Consider the following 25,286-nt stretch of genomic DNA (forward strand, 5'->3'; position numbering starts at 1 on the left):
CGACGCCGCAACACCGCCCGAGGCCACACCGCATGACCCCGACTCTCAAGGCCGCGCTGTGGATGACCGGAGCGATCGCATCCTTCTCCTCCATGGCGGTGGCCGGGCGGGAGCTGGGCGCGGTGCACGACACCTTCGAGATCATGATGTATCGCTCGGTCATCGGCCTGGGCGTGGTCTGCGCGGTGCTGACCCTGCGCGGCGGCTGGAGCGGCATTAGCACCCGGCGGCTGGGCATGCACGGGCTGCGCAACACGGTCCATTTCGCCGGCCAGAACCTTTGGTTCTACGCCGTGACCGTCACCCCCCTGGCCCAGGTCTTCGCGCTGGAATTCACCCAGCCGCTATGGGTGATCCTGCTCTCGCCGCTGCTCTTGGGCGAACGCATGACGCCGGTGCGGGTGCTCTCGGCGCTGATCGGTTTCGCCGGCATCCTGATCGTCGCCCGACCGGGGGCGGGGGCACTCACCCCCGGCATCACCGCCGCCGCCCTGTCGGCCGTCTTCTTCGCGCTGACAACCATCTCGACCAAGGCGCTGACCCGCACCGCCAGCATCGGCTGCATCATGTTCTGGCTGACGCTGATGCAAGCGGGGCTTGGCCTGGGATTCGCCGGCTGGGACGGAAACATCGCCCTGCCGACGGCCGCCACCGCGCCCTTCCTGCTGCTGGTGGGGCTTGCCGGGCTGCTCGCCCATTTCTGCATCGCCAAGGCGCTGACGCTGGCCCCGGCCACGGTGGTGGTTCCTCTCGATTTCCTGCGCCTGCCGGCCATCGCCGTCACGGCGATGCTGCTTTACCGCGAACCGCTGGATATCTGGGTACTGGTCGGCGCGGCAATCATCTTCGGCGGCAACTACCTCAACATCCTGACCGAAACCCGCGCCGCGCGCCGCGGCTGAGCCGCCCCGCTCAGCCCTCGGCCACGCCGGCCTCGGCAAAGCTGGCCATGCCGCTGTGACAGGCCACGGCCGCCTTCAGCACGCCAATCGCCACCGCCGCGCCCGAACCCTCGCCAAGGCGCAGACCCAGCGACAGCAGCGGCTCTTTGCCCAGCCGCGCCAGAAGCACACCATGGGCGCCCTCGGCGCTCAGATGCCCGGCCACCGCATGATCCAGGGCACCCGGCTGCACCGCCTCCAGGCAGGCTGCAGCGGCCGTGCAGATGAACCCATCCAGGATCACCGGAATCCGCATCATCCGGGCGGCCGCAATCGCCCCGGCCATGGCCGCAAGCTCGCGCCCGCCAAGCCGGGCCAGGATGTCCAGCCCGTCCGCCCCATCACCCGCGTGACGGGCCACGCCCGCGGCCACCACCCGGATCTTGTTGGCAAGGCCCGCCTCATCGACGCCGGTGCCGCGCCCGGTCCAGTCCGCCGCCGAACCTCCGAACAGCGCGTGGGCAATCGCCGCCGCCGCGGTGGTGTTGCCGATGCCCATCTCGCCCACCACCAGCAGATCCGCCCCCCCATCGACCGCCTCCCAGCCGGCGCGGAGCGCGTCCAGAAACTCCGCCTCGCCCATCGCCGGGGCCCGGGTGAAATCCGCCACCGGCCGGTCGAGATCGAGCGCCACCACATCCATCCGCGCCCCCGCGGCCCGGGCAAGCTGGTTGATCGCGGCGCCGCCGGCCTCGAAATTCGCCACCATCTGCGCCGTCACCTCGGCCGGAAAGGCCGAAACGCCCTGCTCGGTGACCCCGTGATTGCCGGCAAACACCACCACCTGCGGGGCCGAGATCTCGGGCCGCGGCGTGCCCCGCCAGCCGGCATACCAGATCGCCAGCTCCTCCAGCCGCCCCAGCGCGCCGGGCGGCTTGGTCAACTGCCTGTTGCGCGCCTGTGCCTGCGCACGTGCCTCCTCGTCGGGTCCGGGGGCAGAGGCCAGAAGGGAACGGAAATGATCGAGATCGGTCAGACGGGGAAGCATGCGCAGCCTCATTGCAACGGGTTCGACTTGCGTGTTTAATCGCTTGCCCGAAGGTCACAAGCCCCGGAAAGGGCCTAAGGATGCGCAAAAACGACACGGGTCCCCTTCCCGCCCTGCTGCAGGACGCCGGCGTGGCGCTGGCACTGCTCACGCGGCTGCCGCTGCCACGGCTCCCCGAGCATGCCTTTGCCCGTCAGGCACGCGCCGCCTGGGCCTGGCCGCTGGCGGGCCTCGCCATCGCCCTGATCGCCGCCGCTGCGGGCTCGCTGGCCCTTGCCTTCGGGCTGTCCCCGGCGGCCGCGGCGGGACTGGTCCTCGCGGTGCAGATCGCCGCCACCGGAGCCATGCACGAAGACGGGCTTGCCGATACGGTGGACGGGCTCTGGGGCGGGCAGGACCGCGACCACAGACTTGCCATCATGAAGGACAGCCATATCGGCAGCTATGGCGTGCTGGCGCTGATCCTCGGGCTGGGGCTGCGCTGGAGCGCCCTGTCCGGGCTGATCGCCGCCGGCACGCTGACCGGCCCGCTGGTGGCCGCAGCGGCCCTGTCGCGCGCGCCGCTGCCGCTGCTGATGACCGCCCTGCCGCCTGCCCGGCCGGACGGGCTGTCGCGCGCAATCGGCCGCCCCGGACGCGACGCCAGCCTTGCCGCGCTGACCTTCGGAGCAGCGCTGGCGCTGCTTTTCGCCGGCGGCGCGGTGATCCTGCCTGCACTGGCGGGGGCGCTTGCGGTGCTTGGCGTGGCGCATCTGGCCCGCATCCGCATCGGCGGCCAGACCGGGGACATCCTCGGCGCCGCCCAGCAGATGGCCGAAATCACCCTGCTGCTGGGGCTGCAGACGGCGCTGAGCGGCTGAACTCAATCCGCGCCCGGCGTCTCGATCTTCAGCGTGGTACCGCAGTGCTTGCAGTGCACGGCATCGATGTCGTGCCGGCTCAACCCGCAGACCGGGCAGGTGTGACGCACCTTGGACGGCATGAACACGGTCCGCGCCAGCTGCACGAACAGCGCCACCCCCACCACCATGATGAAGACCGAAAACAGCTTCCCGGCGGTCGAATCCAGCGTGATGTCCCCAAATCCCGTGGTGGTCAGCGTGGCGACGGTGAAGTAGAGCGCATCGACATAGGACTCCACGCCGGGACGGTCGTCGAAGAACATCGCATAAGCCGCCGAAGCGGTGAGAAAGATGAACACGAACAGGTTGATGGCGGCGATCACCGCATCTTCATGCTTGCGAAAGAACAGGCTGTCCCGGCGCAGATCCCCCAGAAGTTGGTAGGAATGGATCAGGCGCAACCCGCGCAGGATTCGCAGAAAGGCGAAGTTGTGCTCCAGAAAGGGGTCAAGGAACACCACGACGACCACGACCAGATCGGCCAGCGTATAGATCCTGAGCAGCGCCTGCCACCGGTTCTCCGCGATCCACAGCCGGGCGGTGAAATCGCACAGGATCAGCACCCCGATGACCATCCCGGCGGAGTGAAACCCCGGCACGTCCCGAAACGGCGTGGCGAGAATGAAGAACAGGATGGTCAGCGCGTCGAACAGGATGAGCGCGTAACGGAACCGGACCGCGACCGCCTCGGGCCCGGTATACAGCTGCCTGAGCTTGTTCTTCACCCTCTCGCGCATGAGCTCGCCCCGCATCAGCCCCCAATGGTGATAGCCGCTCGGCCGGAGTTGTCCACAGCCAATCCCGCGCACCCCTTCCTCTTGCCGGAAATACTCCGGGGGAGTCGCGGCTTGCCGCGACGGGGGCAGAGCCCCCGCCCGGCAGAGCCAGCCCCGAAGCGGCCAGGGCAACGAAAAACCGCGCCCCGTCGGGGCGCGGTTGCGAACCGGTCGGACGGATGGATCAGGCGGCGCGCGAGGTCAGGACCGCATCCACCTTGCGCACGGCTTCCGCCTCGTCGCCGCTGACGGCGGCCACCTCGCGGGTGAGCCGCTCCAGCGCCGCCTCGTAAAGCTGACGCTCGGAATAGCTCTGCTCGCGCTGATCGTCGGTGCGGTGCAGATCGCGCACCACCTCGGCAATCGAGATCAGATCGCCCGAGTTGATCTTCTGTTCGTATTCCTGCGCCCGGCGCGACCACATCGCCCGCTTGACCCGGGCCTTGCCCTTGAGCGTCTTCATCGCCTTCTCGATCACGTCCGGCGAGCTGAGCGAGCGCATCCCCACCTCGGTCGCCTTGTTGGTCGGCACCCGCAGCGTCATCTTGTCCTTCTCGAACGAGATCACGAACAGTTCCAGCTTGAAACCCGCCACTTCCTGTTCTTCGATCGACACGATCTTCCCGACGCCATGCGCCGGATAGACCACGTAGTCGTTGGGGCGGAATTCGAGCTTCTTGGACTTGGTCATACAGGTCTTCCTTGCGTCTGTTCCGGAAACTCGGCGTCAAAAGCGCCGGCCCGCGTCATCGCGTTTCGCGGCCCAGGTCGCATTTTTCGCAAACAAGACCACCCCATGCGAGGTTCCCTGCGGGGTGGTATTCCGGTGGCTGGCATCATTTACAAGAGTTAACATAGCACGAATCGCGCCCGTTTCAAAGTGGGCGCGCGGCAATCTGCCTGTTCCGGTCCTGCAATCCCTCCCCGCCCGGAGAGCCGGTTTCCCCTCAGCCGCCCTCGCCCGGCTTCTCGGAAAAATATTTCTTCAGCTTGCCTTCCTCGCCGTCATGCTTCTCGGCATCCGGCAGGGGATCCTTCTTCGAGATGATCACCGGCCACAGCTCGGCATATTTCCGGTTCAGCTCGACCCAGCTTTCCATGTTCGGCTCGGTATCGGGGCGGATCGCATCGGCCGGGCATTCCGGTTCGCACACCCCGCAGTCGATGCATTCGTCGGGGTGGATGACGAGCATGTTCTCGCCCTCGTAGAAACAGTCCACGGGGCAGACCTCGACGCAGTCGGTGTATTTGCAGGCGATGCAGTTGTCGGTGACGATATAGGTCATTGGCGGGCTTTCCGTTTCACCATCTGGCCGTCCAACTAGAGCAGCGCGCCGGGTTCTTCAAGGCGTCAATCGGCCTCGTTCCGCCGCGCCCGCTCAAGCCGCCGCCGATCGCGCCCCGTGGGCCGGCCGCGACCTTCGAAGCGCGGGTTCGGCGGGGGCGCTGCCCCCGCACCCCCGGAGTATTTGTCGCAAGAGGAAGAAGAGGTGGCGGAAGGCGGCGCGGCGGGCGAGAGATCCTCGTAGAGCAGGCGCGCCTCGGGCGCAGGGCCGCGGCGGGTACCGGCGGCGAGGATGCGCACCACGCGGACGCGCCGCGCCAGGGCGAAGGTCAGCACATCACCCGGCCCCACAGGCTGCGCGGGTTTGCGGACCCGGTTGCCGTTGAGGCGCACATGCCCGCCCGCGACCTGGCGCGCGGCAAGGCTGCGGGTCTTGAAGAAGCGCGCATGCCACAGCCACCTGTCCAACCTGACGCGGGCGGCTTGTATCCCGGGTTCCGTCATCGGCAGGCGCTACTTGCCGTCCTTGAGGGCCATGAGCGCGGCGGCAAAGGGGTTGTCCGGGTCGATCCGGTCGTCCTTCTTCTTCGGCGGGCGGGCGGAATAGCTGCGCGGCGCCCGGTCCGGCCCCGCATCGCCCGGCTTGCCCTGCCGGGGCCGCTTGCCCTTGCCGCGGGGCTTGCCCCCCCGGCCCTGCGCCCCGCCTGCCTGCCCCTCGCGGCGCCCGCCGCCACGGGTGCGGGGGCGGGCCCAGGTGAAGGTGTAGAAGACCTCGATTTCCGGGGCCTCCTCCTCGGCGGAAACCTCCCCGTCCGCAGCGGTCGCGGGATCGCCCGCCCCGCTATCTCCGGTGTCCGCGGCATCCGTTTCCTCTGGCGCCGCAGCGGCTTGGGACGCGGGATCGCCCTCGGGCGCAGGTGCCGTGCCCTGCGGGCCGTGCTGCGCCCCGTCGCCTTGTGCGGTCGTATCCCCGGTTGCATCGCCGGCCGCGCCCCCGGCGGCAGCATCGCCTTCGGGCGGGCCGGCTTCGTCCTTCGCGGCGGCCCCTTCCGGCGCGTTATCACCGCCCTGCGCGCCGGCGGGTTGCGGCTGCACCCGCTGCTTGACGCGTTCGCCCCGTTCGGCGCGGTATCCCAGCCCCTGCATCAGGTCGGCGAACTGTTCCAGCGTCATGCCGGTGATCGACAGCATGTCGGCGCTGGCCTCGAACCCCGCGCGGCTGTCCTGCCCGCGCAGCATGTCGGCCAGCCGTTCCAGCATGTCGATGCGGATCGCGCGCGCGCCCGCGTTGCGATAGCCGCTCATGGTGTCATAGCCGCTCGGCGCCTCGGGATCGACCGGCACCGTCACCAGCCCCGGCGGCGGCGCCGAGGGAAATTCCTGCAACCCCTCGGCCAGCGACCACAGCACCAGCCGCAGCCGCGTCGGCGCCGGCTTGAGCAGCGCCGGCATGAAGATCGTGAACTGGCCGAAGCGGATCCCGTGCTTGCGCAACGCGCCGCGCATATCCTGGTCCAGCTCCTTGACCTCGCGCGCCACCTGCGCGCGGGGGATGATGCCGAAATTCTCGACCATGCGGAAGGCAAAGCCGCGGGCAAGGCCGGTGAGGGTTTCGTCCTTCTGCAACGCCAGCAGCGGCTCGAACAGCGAGGCCACCTTGCGGTCGATGAAATGCGCAAGGCGACGCTTCACCTTCTCGGCCACCTCCGGCCCGGCGGCCTCGTCCACGAAGACCTCGACCCCGGGGCGCAGCGGCTCGGGCCCGGCCACCAGCTTGCCCACCGCCACGTCGCCCCACATCAGCCCGCCCTGATCGGTAAAGTCGATCTCGGTATCGGGGGCGTTGTAGAACCGGTCCGCCAGCAGGTGAAATTTCGGCGCCAGCGCCTGCAGCGCCGCCGCGTTCACCGCCTTGGCCTCGGCCCCCCGAGCGCTTCGGTCCGGGGAAAACCGGAACCCTTCCAGCCGTCCGACGAATTCGCCCTCGACGGTCACTTCTCCGTTGTCGTTCACTTCGGCCAAAAGGGCCTCCTTCTGCTTGAGCCGGCGCAACAGAACGGATGTGCGCCGGTCCACAAATCTTTTCGTCAGCGCGCCGTGCAGCGCATCCGATACCCTGTCTTCTACCGCGCGGGTTTCGCCGCGCCAATGGCTTTCGTCGCGCACCCAGCCCTTGCGCTGCGCGACATATGTCCACGTCCGGATGAAGGCCAGCCGCCGGCCCAGCACGTCGATATCCCCGTCGGTGCGGTCGATCCGGGCCAGTTGGCGGGCCATGAAGTCGTCGGGCACGGCGCCCTTTTCATGCAGAAAGCGGAAGATCACCTCCAGCAGCGCGGCATGCTCGGCATGGCTGATGCCGCGAAAATCCGGGATCCGGCACACGTCCCACAACAGCCGCACCGAAGGCGCGTCGGTGGCGCGTGCGGCCACCTCGGCCACGTCCGAGAGCGTCTTCAGCGCCGCCAGATCGTCGGCCTCGCGCGCCCGCACCAGCACCTCGCTGTCGGGCGCGGCCTCGAGCGCGCGGATCAGCCGCGCCACCGACCCGAATTCCAGCCGCGGATTGCGCCAGTTGAGCCGCCGCAGCGGCGCAAAGCGGTGCTCCATGATCGCCTGCGCCACGCCCTCGTCCAGCGGGCGGGCCTCGCCGGTGACGCCGAAGGTGCCGTTCGACATCCCCCGCCCGGCCCGACCCGCGATCTGGGCCAGCTCGTTGGGCTGAAGCGGGCGCATCCGCCGCCCGTCGAACTTGACCAGAGAGGAAAAGGCCACATGGTCGATATCGAGATTGAGCCCCATCCCGATGGCATCCGTGGCCACCAGATAGTCCACCTCGCCGCTCTGATAGAGCGCCACCTGGGCGTTGCGCGTGCGCGGCGACAGCGCCCCCATCACCACCGCCGCTCCGCCCTTCTGGCGGCGGATCAGCTCGGCCGTGGCATAGACGTTTTCGACCGAGAACCCGACAATGGCACTGCGCGGCGGCATGCGCGAGAGCTTCTTCGCCCCGGTATGAACCAGATCCGACATCCTCTCGCGGCGCAGGAACTGCACCCCCGGCACCAGCGCCGCGATGGGGCCGCGCATGGTGTCCGAGCCCAGAAACAGCGTCTCGTGCAGCCCCCGCGCCCGCAGCAGGCGGTCGGTGAAGACGTGGCCGCGCTCGGGGTCGGCGCAAAGCTGGATCTCGTCCACCGCCAGGAAATCGCAGCCCATGCCCTCGGGCATGGCCTCGACCGTGCAGACCCAGTATTGCGTGCGCGGCGGCACGATCCGTTCCTCGCCGGTGACCAGAGCCACCACCGACGGCCCGCGCCGCGCCACGATCCGGTCATAGACCTCGCGCGCCAGAAGCCGCAGCGGCAGGCCGATCACGCCGGTGCGATGAGCCAGCATCCGCTCGATCGCGTAATGGGTCTTGCCGGTATTGGTCGGGCCAAGCACGGCCACGACCCTGGAATTGCCGTTCACGATTGCCCCCTGCGCCCCCTGATAGTGCCCGTTTCGCGCCTCGCGACCGCACCCGTGTGCGCCCGTCCTAGAGTGCCTTGCCCTTCACCCGCAGCTCGAGCCGCTCGAGTGCCTCGGATGCGTCCTCGTGGTTGGGATTGATGGCGATGACACGGGCGTAGGCTTCATAGGCCCTTTCCTCGTCTCCGGTGGTTTCGAGTATCGATGCCAGCCCGAAGATCGCGTCGTAGTTGTTGGGGTTGAGCGTCAGCGCGCGCCCCAGGTCGGCGATTGCGGGACCGTAGAGCCCAGCCTTGAAGAAGGCCGAGGCGCGCATGTGCCAGCCTTCGGCAAACTCCGGTGCATGATCGGTCAGCGCGGTCAGGTGCTCGATGGCGGCGCGGGTGTCGCCGGCCTCCAGCGCCTCGCGTCCGCGGCTGAGCAGCAGATCCAGCGCCACCGAGCCGCTTTTCGACCAGATCGCCTGCAACTGGCGTTCGACCCGCCTTGCCTCGGCCGGGTCGGCGCGGGTCAGCGCCTGGAGCAGGGCGGATTCGTCGTCCGCCTCGGCCTGCTGCGCCGCGGCCGGGCCGGAAATGGCGGCGATCAGGGCGATTGCCGCCACGACAGGTTTGAGATTGAGGTGGGCAAGTCTCATAACATCGGTCAATGTAACGCGGCGCGCAACGATTACCAGAGGGCGCGCGCCCTTGTGAAACGGAAGGACGCAGATGAGCGACATACTTGAAAAGGCCGTGGCGGAACTGAACGAAAAGCTTGGCGGGGGCTTCGATGGCAGCGCCAAGTTCGAACTGACCGGCGTCGGTGCCGTGATCATCGATGCAGGCGGCGCCCGCATCGGCGATGACGAGGCGGATGTGACGCTGTCGGCCGATGCCGAAACCTTCGAGGCGATCCTGAGCGGCGAGCTCAACCCCACCGGCGCCTTCATGTCGGGCAAGCTGACGGTGGATGGCGACATGGGCGTGGCCATGAAGCTGGCCTCGGTTCTGGCCTGATGGAGCTGGAGTCGGCCCCGCTTTTCGAAGAGGTGGCCGGCGGGCCGCCGGGTGGCCGGGCGCTGTGGGTGAAGACGTCGGACGGCGTGCGCATCCGCATCGGCGCCTGGCACCCGCGCGGGGCGGCGCAGGGGACGGTGCTGCTGTTTCCCGGCCGAACCGAATATATCGAGAAATATGGCGATACCGCCCGGGCCATGGCCGAACGCGGCTTCGCCCTGCTGGCGGTGGACTGGCGCGGCCAGGGGCTGGCCGACCGGCCGCTCCCGGATCGCCGGATCGGGCATGTGGAGCGGTTCCCCGACTACCAGAAGGACGTGGCCGCGCTGTTGCGCGCGACGCGCGAACTGGATCTGCCCCGCCCCTTTCACCTGCTGGCCCATTCCATGGGCGGCTGCATCGGCCTGCGCGCGGTGATGGAGGGGCTGACGGTGCAGAGCTGTGCCTTCACCGGGCCGATGTGGGGCATCCGGATGCCCGCTCACATGCGCCCGATCGCCTGGGGCCTGTCGCATGCCGCGCCGCTGCTGGGGCTGGGAGATCGTCTGGCGCCCGGCTCGACAGCGGGCAACTATGTCGAGGAACAGCCGTTCGAGGGCAACTGGCTGACCACCGATCCGCAGATGTACCGGATGATGCGCGACCAGCTTGCCGCCCATCCCGAGCTGGGTCTGGGCGGGCCCAGCCTGCACTGGCTGCGCGAGGCGCTGCGCGAATGCCGGCACCTGGCCGGGCGGCCCTCGCCCGACCTGCCTTGCGTGACCTTCCTGGGCGGGTGCGAGAAGATCGTCGATCCGCAGCCGATCCACGACCGGATGGCGAAGTGGCCGCGCGGCGAGCTGGAGGTCATCGCCGGCGCCGAACACGAAATCCTCATGGAACCGGCAGCCACGCGCACCCATGTCTTCGACCGGCTGGCGAGGTTGTTCTCTGTCGATACCGCCGAACGCGGCGCCCGGTGATGCGCATCTGATCCGCATTCCGCGCAGCCCGGCGGGGGCTCTGCCCCCGTCGCGGCAGGCCGCGACTCCCCCGGAGTATTTCCGGCAAGAGGAAGATGGAAAATGGAGTGAAGATATCGGCTGCCGTGCAGGGTGGTCGTCGGGCAAGGGGAACGACGGACGGCCGCCTGACGGCGGGGATCGGCTGCGTGGGTCAGATCTTTCGGCGCTGGCGCGCGCGCCAGCCCCCGCGCCGGCGCGGCGTGGCCATCCTGGTCAGCCCCTCGCGCATCACCCGCGTCATCGGGTGGTCGGGGGCATCCTTGCCGTGGCGCGCCAGCAGAACCTGCAATGCCCGGTCGGTCACGGTTCCGTCGGGCAGGCTGATTGCCCAGTCGAGGAAGATGGAGCGGCATTCGGCATCGGAGATGCCCTCGATCCGGTAGGATTCGCGGATCAGCCCCTTGGGGTCGAATTTCGGATCACCCTTCATCCTCGTCCTCCGGCGGCAGGGCCGCGGCAATGATGGCGGCGGCGCGCACATAACGCTCTTCCAGCGCCGCGCGCAAGGCCGGGAGGTCCTCGAACCCGGTCGCGCGGCACAGGAACGCCGCCCCCCCTTCGCCGATCTGCGCGGCATCGATCACCTTGCCCGAAATCAGTCGCGTCGCCACGTGCATGTTCCAGAACAGATCGTAGCTTTGCCGCAGCCAGGCCGCATCCGCAGCCCCCAGAATGGCGCTTGCCACCGCGCCGTCAAGGCCGCTGGCGACCGAGCGCCGGGGCGAGCCCGACAGCAGCGCCCCGGCCTGCGCCAGAAGCTCGATGTCCTGCACCCGGCCGGGGCCGGTCTTGGCATCCCACAGCCCCGCCGGCGATTTCGCCGCGGCAATGCGGGCGCGCATCTTCACCACTTCGCGCAGCACCCGGTCGCGGTCATGCGCCCCGGCCAGAAGCGCGCGGCGGAAGTTCTCGATATCGCCGCCAAGCCCCGGATCCCCGGCCACCACCCGCGCCCGCGTCAGCGCCAGGTGCTCCCACACCCAGGCGGCGTTGCGCTGATAGTCGGTGAAGCTGGCCAGGCTGGTGGCCACCGGCCCCTGCGTGCCCGAGGGGCGCAGCCGCATGTCCACCTCGTAGAGCCGCCCCTCGGCGGTCGGCGCGGTCAGCGCGGTGATCAGCGCCTGTGTCAGCCGCGCGAAATACTGGCGCGCCGCCAGCGGTTTCGGCCCGTCCGAACTCTCCTGCCCCTGCGGGTCGTAGATCACGATCACGTCCAGGTCCGACGTCGCCGTCAGCTGCCCCGCCCCCAGCGAGCCCATGCCCAGAACCGCCAGCCCGCGACCGGGCGGCGGCCCGTGGCGGCGGGCGAACCGGGCAGTAACCACAGGCAGAAGCGCCGAGATCACCGCCTCGGCCAGATCGGTATATTGCGCCGCCGCCGCACGCCCGTCGATCAGCCCGCGCAGGTGGTGCACGCCGATGCGAAAGCGCCACTCGCGTGCCCAGCGCCGGGCGGCGTCGAGCTGGCGTTCGTAATCCGACTCGCCCGCCAGAGCCGCGGCCAGATCCGCGACCAGCGCATCCCGCCCCGGCCAGTCGGAAAAGAAGTCGCCGCCGATCACCGCGTCGAACACCGCCGAATTGCGCGCAAGATAGGCCGCAAGCGACGGCGAGGTGCCGACGATGTCCACCAGCAGGTCGATCAGATGCGGGTTGGCCTCGAACAGGGAAAACAGCTGCACCCCCGCCGGCAGCCCGGCCAGGAAGCCGTCCAGCGCCACCAGCGCCTCGGCCGGACGGGCGGTGCGGGCCAGCCGCGCAAGAAGCTCGGGCTTGATCCGCGTCTCGAAAAGCTGCGCCGCCCGCGGCGAACGCAAGGCCGGGTAGGAGGGCCAGCGGGCCAGGATCGTCTCGTCCACCCCCTCGGGCAGGGGCGGCGCCTCCCGCGGAGCGGCATCGGGGGCGAAGAAGCCCTCGGTCAGTTCGTGCACCTCGTTCAGGCGGCGGGTCAGATCGGCACGCAGCCGGGCGATGTCGGTCCCCATCAGGCAGGCGATCCGCTCCATCCCGTCGCGGCTTGCCGGCATCTTGTGGGTCTGCGCGTCGTGCACCATCTGGATGCGGTGTTCGGCCTCGCGCAGGGCGCGGTAGTGATCGGCCAGGGTTTCCGCCACGTCCAGCGGCACCCAGTCCTTGCGGGCCAGCACCGTCAGCCCCTCGACCGTGCCGCGCACCCGCAGCTCCGGGTCGCGCCCGCCGGCGATGAGCTGCCGGGTCTGGGTGAAGAACTCGATCTCGCGGATGCCGCCGCGGCCCAGCTTCAGGTCGTGGCCGGGAATAGTGATCGGCCCGCCGGTTCCCTTGCTCTCGCGGATGCGCAGGCGCATGTCGTGGGCGTCCTGGATGGCGGCGAAATCGAGGTGCCGGCGCCAGACGAAGGGGCGCAGGGTTTCGAGAAACCGCTCCCCCGCCGTCACGTCGCCGGCGCAGGCCCGCGCCTTGATATAGGCGGCGCGCTCCCATGTGCGGCCGAGGCTTTCGTAATAGGTTTCGGCCGCGGCCATGGACATGCAGACCGGCGTGACCGCGGGGTCGGGACGCAGGCGCAGATCGGTGCGGAAAACATAGCCTTCGGCGGTCTTGTCGCTCAGCGTCGCGCAGGCGCGGCGGGTGGCCCGCACCAGCGCCGCACGCGCCTCGTGCCAGTCCGTGGGGTCATAGCGGGTTTCGTCGAAAAGGAAGATCAGGTCGATGTCCGAGGAATAGTTGAGCTCCCCCGCCCCCATCTTGCCCATGGCCAGCACGGCGAGGCCCGCCGCGTCGGCGATGTCCTCCTCGCCCATGCCGGGCAGCTTGCGGCGGCGGATCAGCGCCGCGATCTCGGCCTTCAGCGCCAGATCCACAGCCAGATCGGCAAAATCCGTCAGCGCCCCGGTCACCTGCTCCAGCGGCCAGGCCCCGGCAAGATCGGCCAGCGCCACCAGCAGCGCCAGCCGCCGCTTTGCCACCCTCAGCCCCGGCCGGAGCCGGTCCGGCGCCAGCGCTGCCGCCGCGTCCCTCAGCGCGGCAAGCGCAGCCTCGGGATCGTCGAGCGCCTCGGGCAGCCATGCGGCCTCGGCCCGGATCAGTTCGTTCAGATAGGGGCTGGAGCCGCCCGCGCCCGCGACCAGCAGGGCAAGATCGCCCGACAGGGCGGGCACGGCGGCGCGGGCCCCGGCCCCCAGATCGGGATCGAAGGCGCGGGGAAGGCGGGTGATCCGGTCGGCAAGCGTCATGGCCCGACCATGCGGTGCACGCCGGGCGGGGTCAATCGGCGGCGGGGGTGTCCTGGGAGAAGCTGTTGCGCCAGCCACGCCCCCGACGCTCCCACAGCGAGGAGACATACATCTCCTCCTCCCGCTCCGATCCGGCCCGCACATAGCGCGCGCGATAGCACAGCAGCGCGCGATCGGGTCCGAGCGGCCGCAACCGCGCCCGATCCAATCCGAAGCGGCGTATCGACGGGCCATCGCTCAGCTGTGCCGCATGTGCCGCGCGATCGGCGAAGCCATCTGGGTAGACGCCAAGGAAATCGGGAGTCAACAGCGCCGCGTCGGCGACTGCATCGCCCACCACCAACGCCTCCCAAACCCGGGTTTCCAGCGCCAGAAACCCGTCCAGGTCCGGCATGTCGGGATTGTCATTCTCGGTCATGTCGGCAACTGTCGCGGGAAAAGTCACCGTGTCAACCGGGAGACGCCCCATGAGCAAGAGCCTGAACCGCGTTCGCGCCGCGCTGGAAGCCGCCGGCGTGGCGCCGCGCATCCGCGAAACCGAACTGGCCCGCACCGCCCGGGATGCGGCCCGTGCGGTCGGATGCGAGGTGGACCAGATCGTCAAGTCGATCATCTTCCGCGGCGAACGCTCGGGCAAGGCGATCCTGTTCCTGACCGCGGGCGGCAACCGGGTCGATCCGGACAAGGCCGCCAGGCTGGCGGGCGAGCCGCTGGGCCGGGCCGACGCGGAACTGGTGCGTGCACAGACCGGATTCGCCATCGGCGGCGTGGCGCCGGTCGGCCACCTCAACCCGATCCGCGCCTTTCTCGACCCGCGCCTGACCGCATTTGCCGAGATCTGGGCCGCCGCCGGCACGCCGCACCACCTCTTTCCCGTCTCCCCGGCCGATCTGGCCCGGATCACCGGCGCGCAAATTGCTGATTTCACGGAATGATTTTTCCAAGGCACATCGCGTCTGATTGGATTCGACGCCCTGCACGGACGAAGGGCAGGCGACCGCCCGGGCGGGCGCATGCCCGGGCCGCAGGACGCCCCGGGCGAAGCGAGTCCGATCAAGCCTGACATGCCCTAATGTAAAAATTCTTAACATTCCCTCTTGCAATGGCCCCGGCCAATGCCGACATCGGCAATGTGAAAGGCATTTACATTCGCACCGAAAGGAGAGAGCCGCCATGACCGCATTTCCCGACCCTCCCGCCGCCCCCGTTTCACCGGTCTCCAACCTTGCCCGCCCCCGCTGGTTCCGGCGGGCTGAAAGCTGGATGGACGCCCGCGGCAAGGGCGCCTGGATCGCCGCGATGGTCCTGGGTTTCGTGTTCTTCTGGCCCGTGGGCCTGGCCATTCTCTTCTACATGCTCTGGAGCAGGCGCATGTCCGGATCCTTCTACCGCAACCTTCCTTCCAGCCACCGCAGCTTTGACATCATGGCGCCCACCGGCAACTCGGCCTTCGACGCCTACCGGGCCGACACGCTGCGCCGGCTGGAGCGCGAACAGCAGGATTTCGAGGCCTTCCTCGACCGTCTGCGCGAGGCCAAGGACAAGGCCGAATTCGACCAGTTCATGGCAGAGCGCGAACGCAAGGCCGAACGCCCCGACACCGGGCGCAGCGAAGACAGCGACGGCGCGCCCTCCCTCTGAGGCGTCCCGCGCCTGCCCCGGCCGGCGCTCTGCCCCCTCCCATCCGTCGGCCCCGACATGATTGCCGGGGCCGATCTTGCAGTTTACCGTGACTCCCCATGCCCCACCTTCCCGACCCCATCCGCCAGCCGGAATTCTATGACTCGGTGCCCGCCAAGCGGCTGCTGGCGTGGATCATCGACAGCTTCATCATCCTTGCGCTTTCGGCGCTGGCGGTGGTGATGACCGCCTTCATCGGCGCCTTCTTCTGGGTGTTTCTCTATTTTCTCGTCGGCTTCGGCTACCGGGTGGTGACCATCGCCGCCGGCTCGGCCACCTGGGGAATGCGCTTTGCCGGGATCGAACTGCGCGACGCGGCGGGCCGGCGGCTCGACCTGGGCCTCGCGCTGGCCCATACCGCCGGCTATACCATCAGCATGATGATTTCGCCGCTTCAGGTGATCTCGATCGTGATGATGCTGACCACCGCGCGCGGACAGGGGCTGACCGATACCATCCTCGGCACGGTGATGCTCAATCGCCGCGTCTGAACGGGCGCGAATTCCCCCTTGGCGGGTCCGGGATGCGTTGCTATCGTCGCCGGTGACGAACGGGAAGACCACATGCGCCACACGCTGCCGATCGCGCCGCAATTCTATGTGACGGCCCCCCAGCCCTGCCCCTATCTGGAGGGCAGGATGGAGCGCAAGCTGTTCACCTCGCTCCAGGGGGAAGGCGCCGAGCAGCTTAACGACAGCCTTTCGCTGCAGGGCTTCCGCCGGTCGCAGAACGTGCTCTACCGCCCGTCCTGCGCCGACTGCGCGGCCTGCCTGTCGGCGCGGATCAATGTCGCCTGCTTCCGCCCGTCGCGGACGCAAAGGCGCACGCTCAGGCGCAACCGCCGCATCACCCGGCGGGCCACCTCGCCCTGGGCCACCGAGGAGCAGTACGACCTGTTCCGCCGCTATCTCGATTCGCGCCACGCCGATGGCGGCATGGCCGACATGGACGTGTTCGAATTCGCCGCCATGATCGAGGAAACCCCGATCCGCAGCCGGGTGATCGAGTATACCGATCCCGATACCGACGAGCTGGTCGCCGTCAGCCTGACCGACGTGCTGAAGGACGGGGTGAGCATGGTCTATTCCTTCTACACCCCCGACCGGCCGCAGGATTCGCTGGGCACCTACATGATCCTCGACCATGTCGAGATCGCGCGCGAGGCCGGCCTTCCCCATGTCTACCTGGGCTACTGGGTGCCCGGCAGCCCGAAAATGGGCTACAAGGCAGGCTTTTCCGGGCTGGAAGTCTACCGCGACGGGGCGTGGCAGCCGATGACCGACCCCTCGCGCCACGAGGCCACCACCCACCCGCTGTCGGTACCGCCGATCGCCGAACAGGTGGCCAGCCTGCGCCTGCCCGACCGCCGCCCGACCCACGGCCGCCGCCGACAGGGTCTGACGGGGGTCTGACGGGGTCTCACGGGGGGCTCACAGAGGCCGGAAGGGGGCACAGACAGGGCCGGCGGCCTATTGCTGCTGCATGCACATGTCCATCCACTGCGCGGCCAGGTCGATCTTGCGCAATTCGCTCTCCTCGAGCTGATAGACCGCGCCGGCAAAAATCGGGATCGCGTTGTTGTAGCGTTCCGGCCAGTCGGGCCCGGTCCGGGCAATGGCATCGGCCAGGTCGCGTTCGCGCACGCCCTCGAGCCGGGCCTTCTGCACCGCCGCGACCACCTGGGCCTGATAGCGGCAGTCCTGCTCCTTCTCGTCTTCCTGCGCACGAAGGGGGAGGGCCACCGAAACGGCCAGAAGGGCAACGATCAATCGCTTCATGGTATCGCACTCCGCAGTGGTTTGCTCCGACAAAAGCTTAACCGCGCGCAGCCACGGCTTCCATGGCGGTTTTCAGTTCGTGCACGAGGCTGCGCGCCACCGAGCGCCAGACCATGACCTGGAAGGCCCGCACCCCGATCCGCGTGACCGAACCCGGCATGTGCCCGATCAGGGTTCGCGCCGTGTGGCCGCGGCGAAAGACGCCCGCCCGCAGCTCCACCGGCACCAGCCGGGCCAGCACCGCCTCGGCGCGTTCGCCTTCGAGCCGCAGCACCGCCCAGGCATCGGACTGATCCGCAAGCGCCGCATGAGCGCCAAGCGACGGATCGGGCACCGGCCCCATCAGCATTGCCGCCGCCCGCCCGAACCAGACCGCCCGCGCGCCGGCCTTTCCGGTGGCCCGGTTCGGCGCCGGAAAGGTCATGCCATGGGCAGCCTTCATCGCCTCGGACAGCGCCCTTTCCCGGCCGCGAAACGGTGCCACGAGGGTCATCGCACCGGGCAGTTCCTCGGTCAGGGAGACCCCGCCGATGACGGGCGGCAGCAGCCCCTTGCAGGGGGTAACGGCAATCAGTTCAGCCACGGGCGCGCCCTCCCTCCGGGTCGAAGAATACCGGTGCCGTCACCTCGCACAGCGTATCGATTCCACGCAGGTGATCGACCAGCCGCACGGTTTCCCCGACCCGCTCGGGCCCGCGCTGCAGAAAGCCCAGGCCGATCATGTGCCCCAGCGTCGGCGAAAAGGCGACCGAGGACACGTGGCCCTGCTCGTTTCCGCGCACCGGCTCGTCCCTGCGGCGGAAAAGATACGCCCCGGCGGTGATCTGCCGGATCGCGCCGACGGGCCTGAGCCCGATCAGCCGCGCCCGGCCGGGGTCGGTCAGACCGGGCCGCCGCGACATGGTGCTGCCGATGAAATCCTTGTCCCGCGACATCATGCGCGCCATCCCGAGGTCGAAGGCCGTGGTGCGCCCGTCAATCTCGGCATGGGTGATGAACCCTTTCTCGATCCGCAGGACGTTGAGCGCCTCCATGCCGTAAAGCCCGCCGCCCATCGCCTCGGCCCGTGCCGCGAGCTCGCGGAACAGGCTGTCGCCGTAGCGCGCCGGCACCGCGATCTCGTAGCCGCGCTCGCCCGAGAAGGATATGCGGAACAGCCGCCCCTCGACCCCCAGCACCGACACCGCGCCACAGGCCATGAAGGGCCATGTGGCATCATCCACCGGCGCGTCCAGAAGCCCGTTCAGCAGCTCGCGCGATTTAGGCCCGGCCACGGCGAACTGCGCCCATTGCTCGGTCACCGAGGCAAGGCGCAGGTCCAGATCCGGACGCAGCGCCTGGTGGACGAATTCCAGATGCCGCATCACCTCGCCCGCCGCCGCCGTGGTGGTGGTCATCAGCCAGTGGTTCTCGGCCAGACGCGCGGTGGTGCCGTCGTCCATCGCGAAGCCGTCCTCGCGCAGCATCAGGCCGTATCGTACCCGCCCGACCTTCAGCGTGCTGAACCTGTTCGCATAGACGAGATCCAGGAACGCCCCCACATCGGGTCCCTGCAGGTCGATCTTGCCCAGCGTCGAGACGTCGCACACGCCCACGCACTGGCGCACCATCGTCACCTCGCGGTCGCAGGACTGGCGCCAGCCGGTCTCGCCCGGCCTGGGAAAGTGGCTCGGGCGGTACCACAGCCCGGCCTCGACCATCGGCGCGGCGCGCTCGGTGCTGGCGGCGTGGCTGGTCGTGAGCCGCTCGGGCGCAAATCCCCTGCCCCGGCCGCCCGCGCCCAGCGCCGCGATCGACACCGGAGAGAAGGGCGGACGGAAGGTGGTGGTTCCCGTCTCGGGGATCGACCGCCCGGTGGCGTCGGCCAGAACCGCCAGTGCGACGACGTTGGAATTCTTCCCCTGATCGGGGGCCATGCCCTGCGTGGTATAGCGCTTCATGTGCTCGACCGAGCGGAAATTCTCCTGTGCGGCCAGCTTCACGTCCTTTACCGTCACGTCGTTGAGAAAATCCAGCCACGCCCGTCCCCGCCCCGGCACGACCCACAGCGGCGCGATGCGGAAAGGGTCGTCCTCGGCCTCGGGCAGGTCGGTTGCCGGCACGCGGTATCCCAGCGCCCCGGCCGCCCGCGCCCCGGCCTCGGCCCCTTCGCGCAGGCAGGCGGCAGTGGAAAAGGCGCCATTGGCCGCGCCCGCCGCCTCGAGCCCCGGCACGGCGCCGGGGGCGGGCACGAAGGCGGCGATGTCGCGCCGCCAGACGGGACGGCCGTTCATGTGGCAGCTCAGGTGTACCGTCGGGTTCCACCCCCCGGACATCCCCAGGCAATCGGTCTGCAGCTTCTCGGTCCCGCGCGCGCTGCGAATGGTGATGCTCTCCAGCCCCTTGCGCCCGGCGCTGTCGCAGACCACCGCCCCGCGCCAGACGGGGAAATCCCGCGACTGGGGCGCATCGTGCCGGCTGTCGATCACCCCGGCCACATGCACCCCGGCCGCCAGCAGGTCGCGCGCCGTGTGGTGGGCGTCGTCATTGTTGCCGAAGACCGCCACGCGCTGTCCCGGCGCCACGCCCCAGCGGTTCAGATAGGCCCGCACGGCGCCGGCAAGCATGATCCCGGGGCGGTCGTTGTTGCGAAACGCCACCGGCCGTTCCAGCGCCCCCGTCGCCAGCACCGCGCGTTTGGCCACGATCCGCCAGAAACATTCCAGCGGCAGGGCGGACCCCGACCGGCGCCGGTGCCGTCCGACCCGCTCGAGCGCGCCATAGGTGCCCTGATCGTAGGCGCCGAAAACGCAGGTCCGCGGCATCAGCCGCACGTTGTCCATGGCGGCAAGTTCATCCAGAACCCCGCCCGCCCAGGCATGGCCGGGGCGGCCGTCCACCTCGCCGGTTTCGGCCAGAAGCCTGCCGCCCATGCGGAAATCCTCGTCCGCCAGGATCACCTCGGCGCCGGCGCGCCCCGCCGTCAGCGCCGCCATGAGCCCGGCCGGCCCCGCCCCGATCACCAGAACATCGCAGAAGGCGTAGGTCTTTTCGTAACGGTCCGAACCGGGATCCCGCGACAGCCGGCCCAGCCCCGCCGCACGCCGGATCAGCGGTTCATAGACCTTCTCCCAGAAGGACCGGGGCCACATGAAGGTCTTGTAGTAGAAACCCGCTCCGAGGAAGGGCGCGGCAAGATCGTTCACCGCGAGCAGATCGAAATCCAGCGATGGCCACCGGTTCTGGCTGTACGCCTCCAGCCCGTCGAAGATCTCCTGCACGGTGGCGCGCAGGTTCGGCTCCTGCCCCGGGCCGCGGCCCACGGTCACCAGCGCGTTGGGCTCCTCGCTGCCCGCCGTCAGGATGCCGCGCGGGCGGTGATACTTGAAGGACCGCCCCACCAGCCGCACGCCGTTGGCCAGCAGGGCCGAAGCCAGCGTGTCGCCCTCGAACCCCTCGTATCGCGTCCCGTCGAAGGTGAAGGGAACGATCCGCGCGGCCCCCAGCAAGCCCCTGCCCGAAAGCCTCATCCCCGCCCCTCCCCGACCAGGGCGGTGGCGATCACCTCATGGGTGACGGTATCGCGCGTGACCACCAGCCACGCCCCGCAGCCGCCTTCATGGAGCCACAGGTCCCGCGTCACCCCGGCGGGGTTCTCGCGCAGGTGAACATGGTCGTCCCATGCCTCCTCGCCCGCATCCGGCGCCGGCCGCTCCAGCGCCACGGCCGCCCCCCTGTACCAGAATTCGCGCCGGTCGCGTTCGCCGCAGAGCGGGCAGGTGATCCTCATGCCCCGCCCCCCGCGATCCGGCCGCCGAAAACCTCATCCATGTCCGAACCCTCCCGCCGGCATCGTCAGTGCAGGTTGTGCTGTGCGCCGGTGCCTTCCTCGTCCATGATCCCGTACCCGGTGCGGAACCGGTCGAGCCGGAACCCCGTGGCCGCCTCATGATGGCGGTCGGTCGCCAGAAGGTGGGCGAAACACCGGCCCGAGGCCGGCACCGCCTTGAACCCGCCATAGCACCAGCCGCAATTGAGATAGAGCCCCTCGACCCCCGTCCGATCGATGATGGGAGAGCCGTCGGGCGTCATGTCCATGATCCCGCCCCAGCTGCGCAGCACCCGCGCCTTGCCGATCATCGGCATCAGCGTCATGCCCGCCTCCATCACATGTTCCACCGTCGGCAGGTTGCCCCGCGCGGCATAAGAGGCATACATGTCCAGGTCGCCCCCGAAGACCAGCCCGCCCTTGTCCGACTGGCTGATGTAGAAATGCCCCATGCCGAAGGTGATGACATGGTCGATCGCGGGCTTGAGTCCCTCGGTGACGAAAGCCTGCAGCACATGGGATTCGATCGGCAGACGCATCCCCGCCATCGCCGCCACCTGGCTGGACCGCCCGGCCACGACGATGGCGACCTTCCTTGCCCGGATTGCCCCGCGCGTGGTCTGCACGCCGGTCACGCGGCCGTTTCGCGTGTCGATGCCCGTCACCTCGCAGTTCCGGATCAGGTCCACCCCGCGCCGGTCCGCCGCGCGCGCATAACCCCAGGCCACCGCATCGTGCCGCGCCGTCCCGCCGCGCGGGTGGTAGAGCCCGCCGAGGATCGGGAACCGCCCGTTGTCGAAATCCAGCCACGGCACCAGCCGGCGCACCCCCTCGCGGTCCAGCAGGATCGCATCGTCGCCCTGGTTGATCATCGCATTGCCGCGCCGGGCGAAGGCGTCGCGCTGTGCATCGGTGTGGAACAGGTTGATCAGCCCGCGCTGCGAATGCATCACGTTGTAGTTGAGATCCGCCTCCAGCCCTTCCCACAGCTTCAGCGCGTGCGAGTAGAACTCGGAATTGCCCGGAAGAAAGTAGTTGGCGCGAACGATGGTCGTGTTACGGCCCACATTGCCGCTGCCCAGCTCCGCCCTTTCCAGCACCGCAACATCGGTGATCCCGTGATCGCGGGCGAGATACCAGGCGGTGGCAAGCCCGTGCCCGCCGCCGCCGATGATCACGATGTCGTAGGACGGTTTCGGGGCCGGATCCCGCCATTGCGGCCCCCAGCCCCGGTTTCCGGTCAGGCCCTCCCGGAAGACGCGAAACCCCGAAAATCGCATGGCGCACTCCCTGCTCGCCCGGCCGGATCAAACCAAGTCTGCGTGAGAGTGGCAATGGCCCGGCGCGCTGCCCATCCGCTTTTCGACAGGATTGGGTCAGGCCGCGACAATTTTCCGGGCCATTGCGTCAATCCACCATGAACGCCTGCACCATGGTCACGTTGTCGTCCATGCCTTCGCCGCTACAGGTGCCCAGCTCGATCTCGCCGACGCCCTTGATGTCGCCGCCGGCGATCAGCGAGGCCCCGTCGAAGCCCTTGGCCTTGGCGGCAAAGCGGATATCGCCGCCGGCAATGATCTGGCCGCCATAGATCCGCATCCGCGCGGCGGCGTGGAAACCGCCTTCGGTGATCAGCACCGCGCTGCCGCCCTCGGCGCAGTTGTCGTCACGGCCGATGCGCAGGTCGGCGGCAGCGATCATCGAGTTGGACGCCGTGGAGGTCGTTGCCACGATCACGTTCTCGAGCGTCACCTTGTTGTCGAACTTCACCCGGCAGTCGGTCACGATCACCACGTTTCGATAGTCGCCCGTGCGCAGCTTGATCTGCTTGTTTCCATTGCAGGCGACGATGTTGACGGCACCTTCGCGTAGATCTTCGGGTTCGATCTCTTCGGCCACGATCTTGGTCGGCACCATGATGTTGATGTAGTCCGGCAGGTTGTCGCCGGTGACATCCTCGAGATTCTCGATGACCGTCGGCACGCGATCCTTGTGCAGCAGGGCGACATACTGGTTGTCCTTCACACAGGTATCGGGATTGAAATCGACATCGGGCAGGGTGTCGTCCCAGACGAATTCGGGATCGTCATCGGTGCCGTCATCCGAACCGGAGTCGTCAGCCTGGTCGGTGTTGTCTTCCGCGCCGTCATCCTCCGACTTCTCCTTGTCGGAATCGTCCTCGGACTTGTCCTTCTTCTCCTTGTCGGAATCGTCCTCCGACTTGTCCTTGCTCTCCTTGTCGGAGTCGTCCTCGGACTTGTCCTTCTTCTCCTTGTCGGAATCGTCCTCCGACTTGTCCTTGCTCTCCTTGTCGGAGTCGTCCTCGGACTTGTCCTTCTTGTCCTTGTCGGAATCGTCCTCCGACTTGTCCTTCTTCTCCTTGTCGGAGTCGTCCTCGGACTTGTCCTTCTTCTCCTTGTCGGAATCGTCCTCCGACTTGTCCTTGCTCTCCTTGTCGGAGTCGTCCTCGGACTTGTCCTTCTTCTCCTTGTCGGAATCGTCCTCCGACTTGTCCTTCTTCTCCTTGTCGGAATCGTCCTCCGACTTGTCCTTCTTCTCCTTGTCGGAGTCGTCCTCGGACTTGTCCTTCTTCTCCTTGTCGGAGTCGTCCTCCGACTTGTCCTTCTTCTCCTTGTCGGAGTCGTCCTCGGACTTGTCCTTCTTCTCCTTGTCGGAGTCGTCCTCGGACTTGTCCTTCTTGTCCTTGTCGGAATCGTCCTCGGACTTGTCCTTCTTCTCCTTGTCGGAATCGTCCTCCGACTTGTCCTTGCTCTCCTTGTCGGAATCGTCCTCCGACTTGTCCTTGCTCTCCTTGTCGGAGTCGTCCTCGGACTTGTCCTTGCTCTCCTTGTCGGAGTCGTCCTCGGACTTGTCCTTCTTGTCCTTGTCGGAATCGTCCTCGGACTTGTCCTTCTTCTCCTTGTCGGAATCGTCCTCCGACTTGTCCTTCTTCTCCTTGTCGGAGTCGTCCTCGGACTTGTCCTTCTTCTCCTTGTCGGAATCGTCCTCCGACTTGTCCTTGCTCTCCTTGTCGGAGTCGTCCTCGGACTTGTCCTTCTTCTCCTTGTCGGAATCGTCCTCCGACTTGTCCTTCTTCTCCTTGTCGGAATCGTCCTCCGACTTGTCCTTCTTCTCCTTGTCGGAGTCGTCCTCCGACTTGTCCTTGCTCTCCTTGTCGGAGTCGTCCTCGGACTTGTCCTTCTTCTCCTTGTCGGAATCGTCCTCGGACTTGTCCTTGCTCTCCTTGTCGGAATCGTCCTCCGCGTCGGAACTGTCGTCGGACTCCTCGTCATCCGACCAGGGATCGTATTTCACCCGGATGTCGCCTTCGGCAAGAATGCCTTCGACATAGCAGGGGTCGGTGCGGGTCTTGAATACGGCATCGCGGACGGCATCGAAGGAATCGATACCGACCATGTGCAGAAGAAGATTGTCGATCGGATTGCCGCGGGCTTCGTTCTCGGCGGCGATGACGCGGACCGCCTCCTTGGAATTCTCGTCGGCGATGAAGGTCGCGGTGTCAGCATCCCAGCGGCCGAACACGATGTCGGATTCGCGCAATGCCTTGCCGTAGCGGTCGGGTGGCAGCATCGCCTCGGTGATCTTCATGGCTTCGCGCCGGGCCGCATCGGGCGATTCCGACTGCCGAAGCTGAAGTGCGGCGTGGGCAACCGAATCCACCGTCACCTGCAACCGTGTGCGTTCGGCCATCAGCTTGTTGAAATCGATGGCCAGACCGGCAACCACCGCCGAAATCAGGAAAAAGTAAAGAGCGAGGATGGTGCTCGCACCGCCCTCGTCCGCCACGAAATTGCGCAGGCTCACGCCGGATCGACCGATGCTTGACATCTCATACCTCCAGAAGGTGCTTGGCGACCACCGTCACCTTGGTGTCCGAGAAATAGCCGCCGAGGATCTTGACCGGCATCAGGTCGAGCGCCGGCACCGTGACCGTGGTGGTCACGAAACCGTCGGCAACGGTGGCGTCCGCCTCGATCGAATCCGACATGTAGGCAAGGTTCTCCAGAACGTATTTCTCGACATCCGTGTCGGACTTGAACATCCCCATCGACAACGCCCGGTTGGCGTCCTGAACCACCCGCAGCATCTGCGACTGGTCGAAGAACACGAGGGAGACGTTGATGACCAGGGCCAGAACCGTCACGAATATCGGCATCCAGATGATGGCTTCGATCGTCTGGCTTCCGTCCTCTTCACGGGCGAACCGTTTGAGGAAACCTCCGGCTTTCTTCATGACACCCTCCGACTGGCTGCTCTCAACCTTCGGGACGTTACTCCCTCAAGCCGGTCGGAAGCCGGGCGCAAAGATGGCAGGATTGAGACAAAAGGTGCAGGGTACGGATACATTTCCCCGGCACCGTTGCCGGAACAGATACAATGCGACGGGGCGGAGCAGGCCCCCGGCCCGCTCCGCGC

The 25,286-nt window shown here is 67.9% G+C and carries 25 protein-coding genes; 8 read left to right on the forward strand and 17 right to left on the reverse strand.

The window, feature by feature from the left end:
- Positions 1-32 precede the first annotated feature (32 nt).
- A complete protein-coding gene (locus ACZ5CM_RS10830; RefSeq protein ID WP_464638593.1) occupies positions 33-902 on the forward strand; it encodes a DMT family transporter in 870 nt (289 codons plus the stop codon).
- Positions 903-912: 10 nt separating this feature from the next.
- Here the strand turns inward: ACZ5CM_RS10830 and cobT are convergent, their stop codons facing one another.
- A complete protein-coding gene (gene cobT, locus ACZ5CM_RS10835) occupies positions 913-1,929 on the reverse strand; it encodes a nicotinate-nucleotide--dimethylbenzimidazole phosphoribosyltransferase (RefSeq protein WP_464638595.1) in 1,017 nt (338 codons plus the stop codon).
- Positions 1,930-2,009: 80 nt separating this feature from the next.
- Between cobT and cobS the strand changes: the two genes are divergently transcribed.
- On the forward strand, positions 2,010-2,789 hold the full coding sequence (gene cobS / locus ACZ5CM_RS10840) for an adenosylcobinamide-GDP ribazoletransferase (RefSeq protein WP_464638597.1): 780 nt from the start codon (positions 2,010-2,012) through the stop codon (positions 2,787-2,789).
- 2 nt (positions 2,790-2,791) lie between these two features.
- Here the strand turns inward: cobS and ACZ5CM_RS10845 are convergent, their stop codons facing one another.
- The 6 genes from ACZ5CM_RS10845 to ACZ5CM_RS10870 all read right to left on the reverse strand — a co-directional run bounded on the left by ACZ5CM_RS10845 (position 2,792) and on the right by ACZ5CM_RS10870 (position 9,003).
- Entirely contained in the window at positions 2,792-3,583 is a 792-nt protein-coding gene (locus ACZ5CM_RS10845) for a potassium channel family protein (RefSeq protein ID WP_464638599.1), read from the reverse strand.
- Positions 3,584-3,791: 208 nt separating this feature from the next.
- A complete protein-coding gene (locus ACZ5CM_RS10850) occupies positions 3,792-4,298 on the reverse strand; it encodes a CarD family transcriptional regulator (RefSeq protein WP_464638601.1) in 507 nt (168 codons plus the stop codon).
- 256 nt (positions 4,299-4,554) lie between these two features.
- Entirely contained in the window at positions 4,555-4,893 is a 339-nt protein-coding gene (gene fdxA / locus ACZ5CM_RS10855) for a ferredoxin FdxA (RefSeq protein WP_464638603.1), read from the reverse strand.
- A gap of 65 nt (positions 4,894-4,958) precedes the next feature.
- Positions 4,959-5,396 carry an RNA-binding S4 domain-containing protein gene (locus tag ACZ5CM_RS10860; protein WP_464638605.1) on the reverse strand — a complete coding sequence of 146 codons (438 nt, stop codon included), beginning with the start codon at positions 5,394-5,396 and terminating at the stop codon, positions 4,959-4,961.
- A gap of 9 nt (positions 5,397-5,405) precedes the next feature.
- On the reverse strand, positions 5,406-8,366 hold the full coding sequence (locus ACZ5CM_RS10865; RefSeq protein ID WP_464638607.1) for a helicase-related protein: 2,961 nt from the start codon (positions 8,364-8,366) through the stop codon (positions 5,406-5,408).
- 67 nt (positions 8,367-8,433) lie between these two features.
- Complete coding sequence (locus tag ACZ5CM_RS10870; RefSeq protein ID WP_464638609.1) at positions 8,434-9,003, reverse strand: tetratricopeptide repeat protein; 570 nt, start codon at positions 9,001-9,003, stop codon at positions 8,434-8,436.
- Between the two features lie 73 nt (positions 9,004-9,076).
- Between ACZ5CM_RS10870 and ACZ5CM_RS10875 the strand changes: the two genes are divergently transcribed.
- Together ACZ5CM_RS10875 and ACZ5CM_RS10880 are read left to right on the forward strand one after the other, a co-directional pair.
- Positions 9,077-9,364, forward strand: a complete 288-nt coding sequence (locus ACZ5CM_RS10875; protein WP_464638611.1) for an SCP2 sterol-binding domain-containing protein — start codon at positions 9,077-9,079, stop codon at positions 9,362-9,364.
- Complete coding sequence (locus tag ACZ5CM_RS10880) at positions 9,364-10,326, forward strand: alpha/beta fold hydrolase (protein WP_464638613.1); 963 nt, start codon at positions 9,364-9,366, stop codon at positions 10,324-10,326. The genes ACZ5CM_RS10875 and ACZ5CM_RS10880 overlap by 1 nt, the downstream gene beginning before the upstream one ends.
- A gap of 193 nt (positions 10,327-10,519) precedes the next feature.
- On the opposite strand, the gene ACZ5CM_RS10885 is transcribed toward ACZ5CM_RS10880, so the two are convergent.
- The 3 genes from ACZ5CM_RS10885 to ACZ5CM_RS10895 are packed head-to-tail and all read right to left on the reverse strand — an operon-like array spanning position 10,520 to position 14,001.
- The gene (locus ACZ5CM_RS10885; RefSeq protein WP_464638615.1) at positions 10,520-10,798 is read right to left on the reverse strand and encodes a hypothetical protein; all 279 of its coding nucleotides are present in this window, start codon (positions 10,796-10,798) and stop codon (positions 10,520-10,522) included.
- Positions 10,788-13,583: a [protein-PII] uridylyltransferase family protein gene (locus tag ACZ5CM_RS10890; protein WP_464638617.1), complete on the reverse strand. Its 2,796-nt coding sequence runs from the start codon at positions 13,581-13,583 to the stop codon at positions 10,788-10,790. The genes ACZ5CM_RS10885 and ACZ5CM_RS10890 overlap by 11 nt, the downstream gene beginning before the upstream one ends.
- A gap of 31 nt (positions 13,584-13,614) precedes the next feature.
- A complete protein-coding gene (locus ACZ5CM_RS10895; RefSeq protein ID WP_464638619.1) occupies positions 13,615-14,001 on the reverse strand; it encodes a DUF4440 domain-containing protein in 387 nt (128 codons plus the stop codon).
- A 49-nt stretch (positions 14,002-14,050) separates the two neighbouring features.
- On the opposite strand from ACZ5CM_RS10895, the gene ACZ5CM_RS10900 reads away from it, so the two are divergent.
- The 4 genes from ACZ5CM_RS10900 to ACZ5CM_RS10915 all read left to right on the forward strand — a co-directional run bounded on the left by ACZ5CM_RS10900 (position 14,051) and on the right by ACZ5CM_RS10915 (position 16,675).
- Positions 14,051-14,518: a YbaK/EbsC family protein gene (locus ACZ5CM_RS10900; protein ID WP_464638621.1), complete on the forward strand. Its 468-nt coding sequence runs from the start codon at positions 14,051-14,053 to the stop codon at positions 14,516-14,518.
- Positions 14,519-14,756: 238 nt separating this feature from the next.
- Positions 14,757-15,224, forward strand: coding sequence for a DUF2852 domain-containing protein (locus ACZ5CM_RS10905; protein ID WP_464638623.1), 468 nt, complete (start codon positions 14,757-14,759; stop codon positions 15,222-15,224).
- A gap of 98 nt (positions 15,225-15,322) precedes the next feature.
- On the forward strand, positions 15,323-15,754 hold the full coding sequence (locus tag ACZ5CM_RS10910) for an RDD family protein (protein ID WP_464638625.1): 432 nt from the start codon (positions 15,323-15,325) through the stop codon (positions 15,752-15,754).
- Between the two features lie 72 nt (positions 15,755-15,826).
- Positions 15,827-16,675, forward strand: a complete 849-nt coding sequence (locus ACZ5CM_RS10915; protein WP_464638627.1) for an arginyltransferase — start codon at positions 15,827-15,829, stop codon at positions 16,673-16,675.
- Between the two features lie 57 nt (positions 16,676-16,732).
- On the opposite strand, the gene ACZ5CM_RS10920 is transcribed toward ACZ5CM_RS10915, so the two are convergent.
- From ACZ5CM_RS10920 to ACZ5CM_RS10950, 7 genes are all read right to left on the reverse strand, one after another.
- Positions 16,733-17,041 carry a hypothetical protein gene (locus ACZ5CM_RS10920; RefSeq protein ID WP_464638629.1) on the reverse strand — a complete coding sequence of 103 codons (309 nt, stop codon included), beginning with the start codon at positions 17,039-17,041 and terminating at the stop codon, positions 16,733-16,735.
- Positions 17,042-17,078: 37 nt separating this feature from the next.
- On the reverse strand, positions 17,079-17,624 hold the full coding sequence (locus ACZ5CM_RS10925) for a sarcosine oxidase subunit gamma (protein WP_464638631.1): 546 nt from the start codon (positions 17,622-17,624) through the stop codon (positions 17,079-17,081).
- Complete coding sequence (locus tag ACZ5CM_RS10930) at positions 17,617-20,550, reverse strand: sarcosine oxidase subunit alpha family protein (protein WP_464638633.1); 2,934 nt, start codon at positions 20,548-20,550, stop codon at positions 17,617-17,619. The genes ACZ5CM_RS10925 and ACZ5CM_RS10930 overlap by 8 nt, the downstream gene beginning before the upstream one ends.
- Positions 20,547-20,810: a sarcosine oxidase subunit delta gene (locus ACZ5CM_RS10935; RefSeq protein ID WP_464638635.1), complete on the reverse strand. Its 264-nt coding sequence runs from the start codon at positions 20,808-20,810 to the stop codon at positions 20,547-20,549. The genes ACZ5CM_RS10930 and ACZ5CM_RS10935 overlap by 4 nt, the downstream gene beginning before the upstream one ends.
- Positions 20,811-20,875: 65 nt before the next feature.
- Positions 20,876-22,129: a sarcosine oxidase subunit beta family protein gene (locus ACZ5CM_RS10940; RefSeq protein ID WP_464638637.1), complete on the reverse strand. Its 1,254-nt coding sequence runs from the start codon at positions 22,127-22,129 to the stop codon at positions 20,876-20,878.
- A gap of 127 nt (positions 22,130-22,256) precedes the next feature.
- Complete coding sequence (locus tag ACZ5CM_RS10945) at positions 22,257-24,698, reverse strand: Tad domain-containing protein (RefSeq protein WP_464638639.1); 2,442 nt, start codon at positions 24,696-24,698, stop codon at positions 22,257-22,259.
- Between the two features lies 1 nt (position 24,699).
- Positions 24,700-25,104, reverse strand: a complete 405-nt coding sequence (locus ACZ5CM_RS10950; RefSeq protein ID WP_464638641.1) for a TadE/TadG family type IV pilus assembly protein — start codon at positions 25,102-25,104, stop codon at positions 24,700-24,702.
- Between the last annotated feature and the right edge of the window lie 182 nt (positions 25,105-25,286).

The organism is Piezobacter thermophilus, from assembly GCF_055386745.1.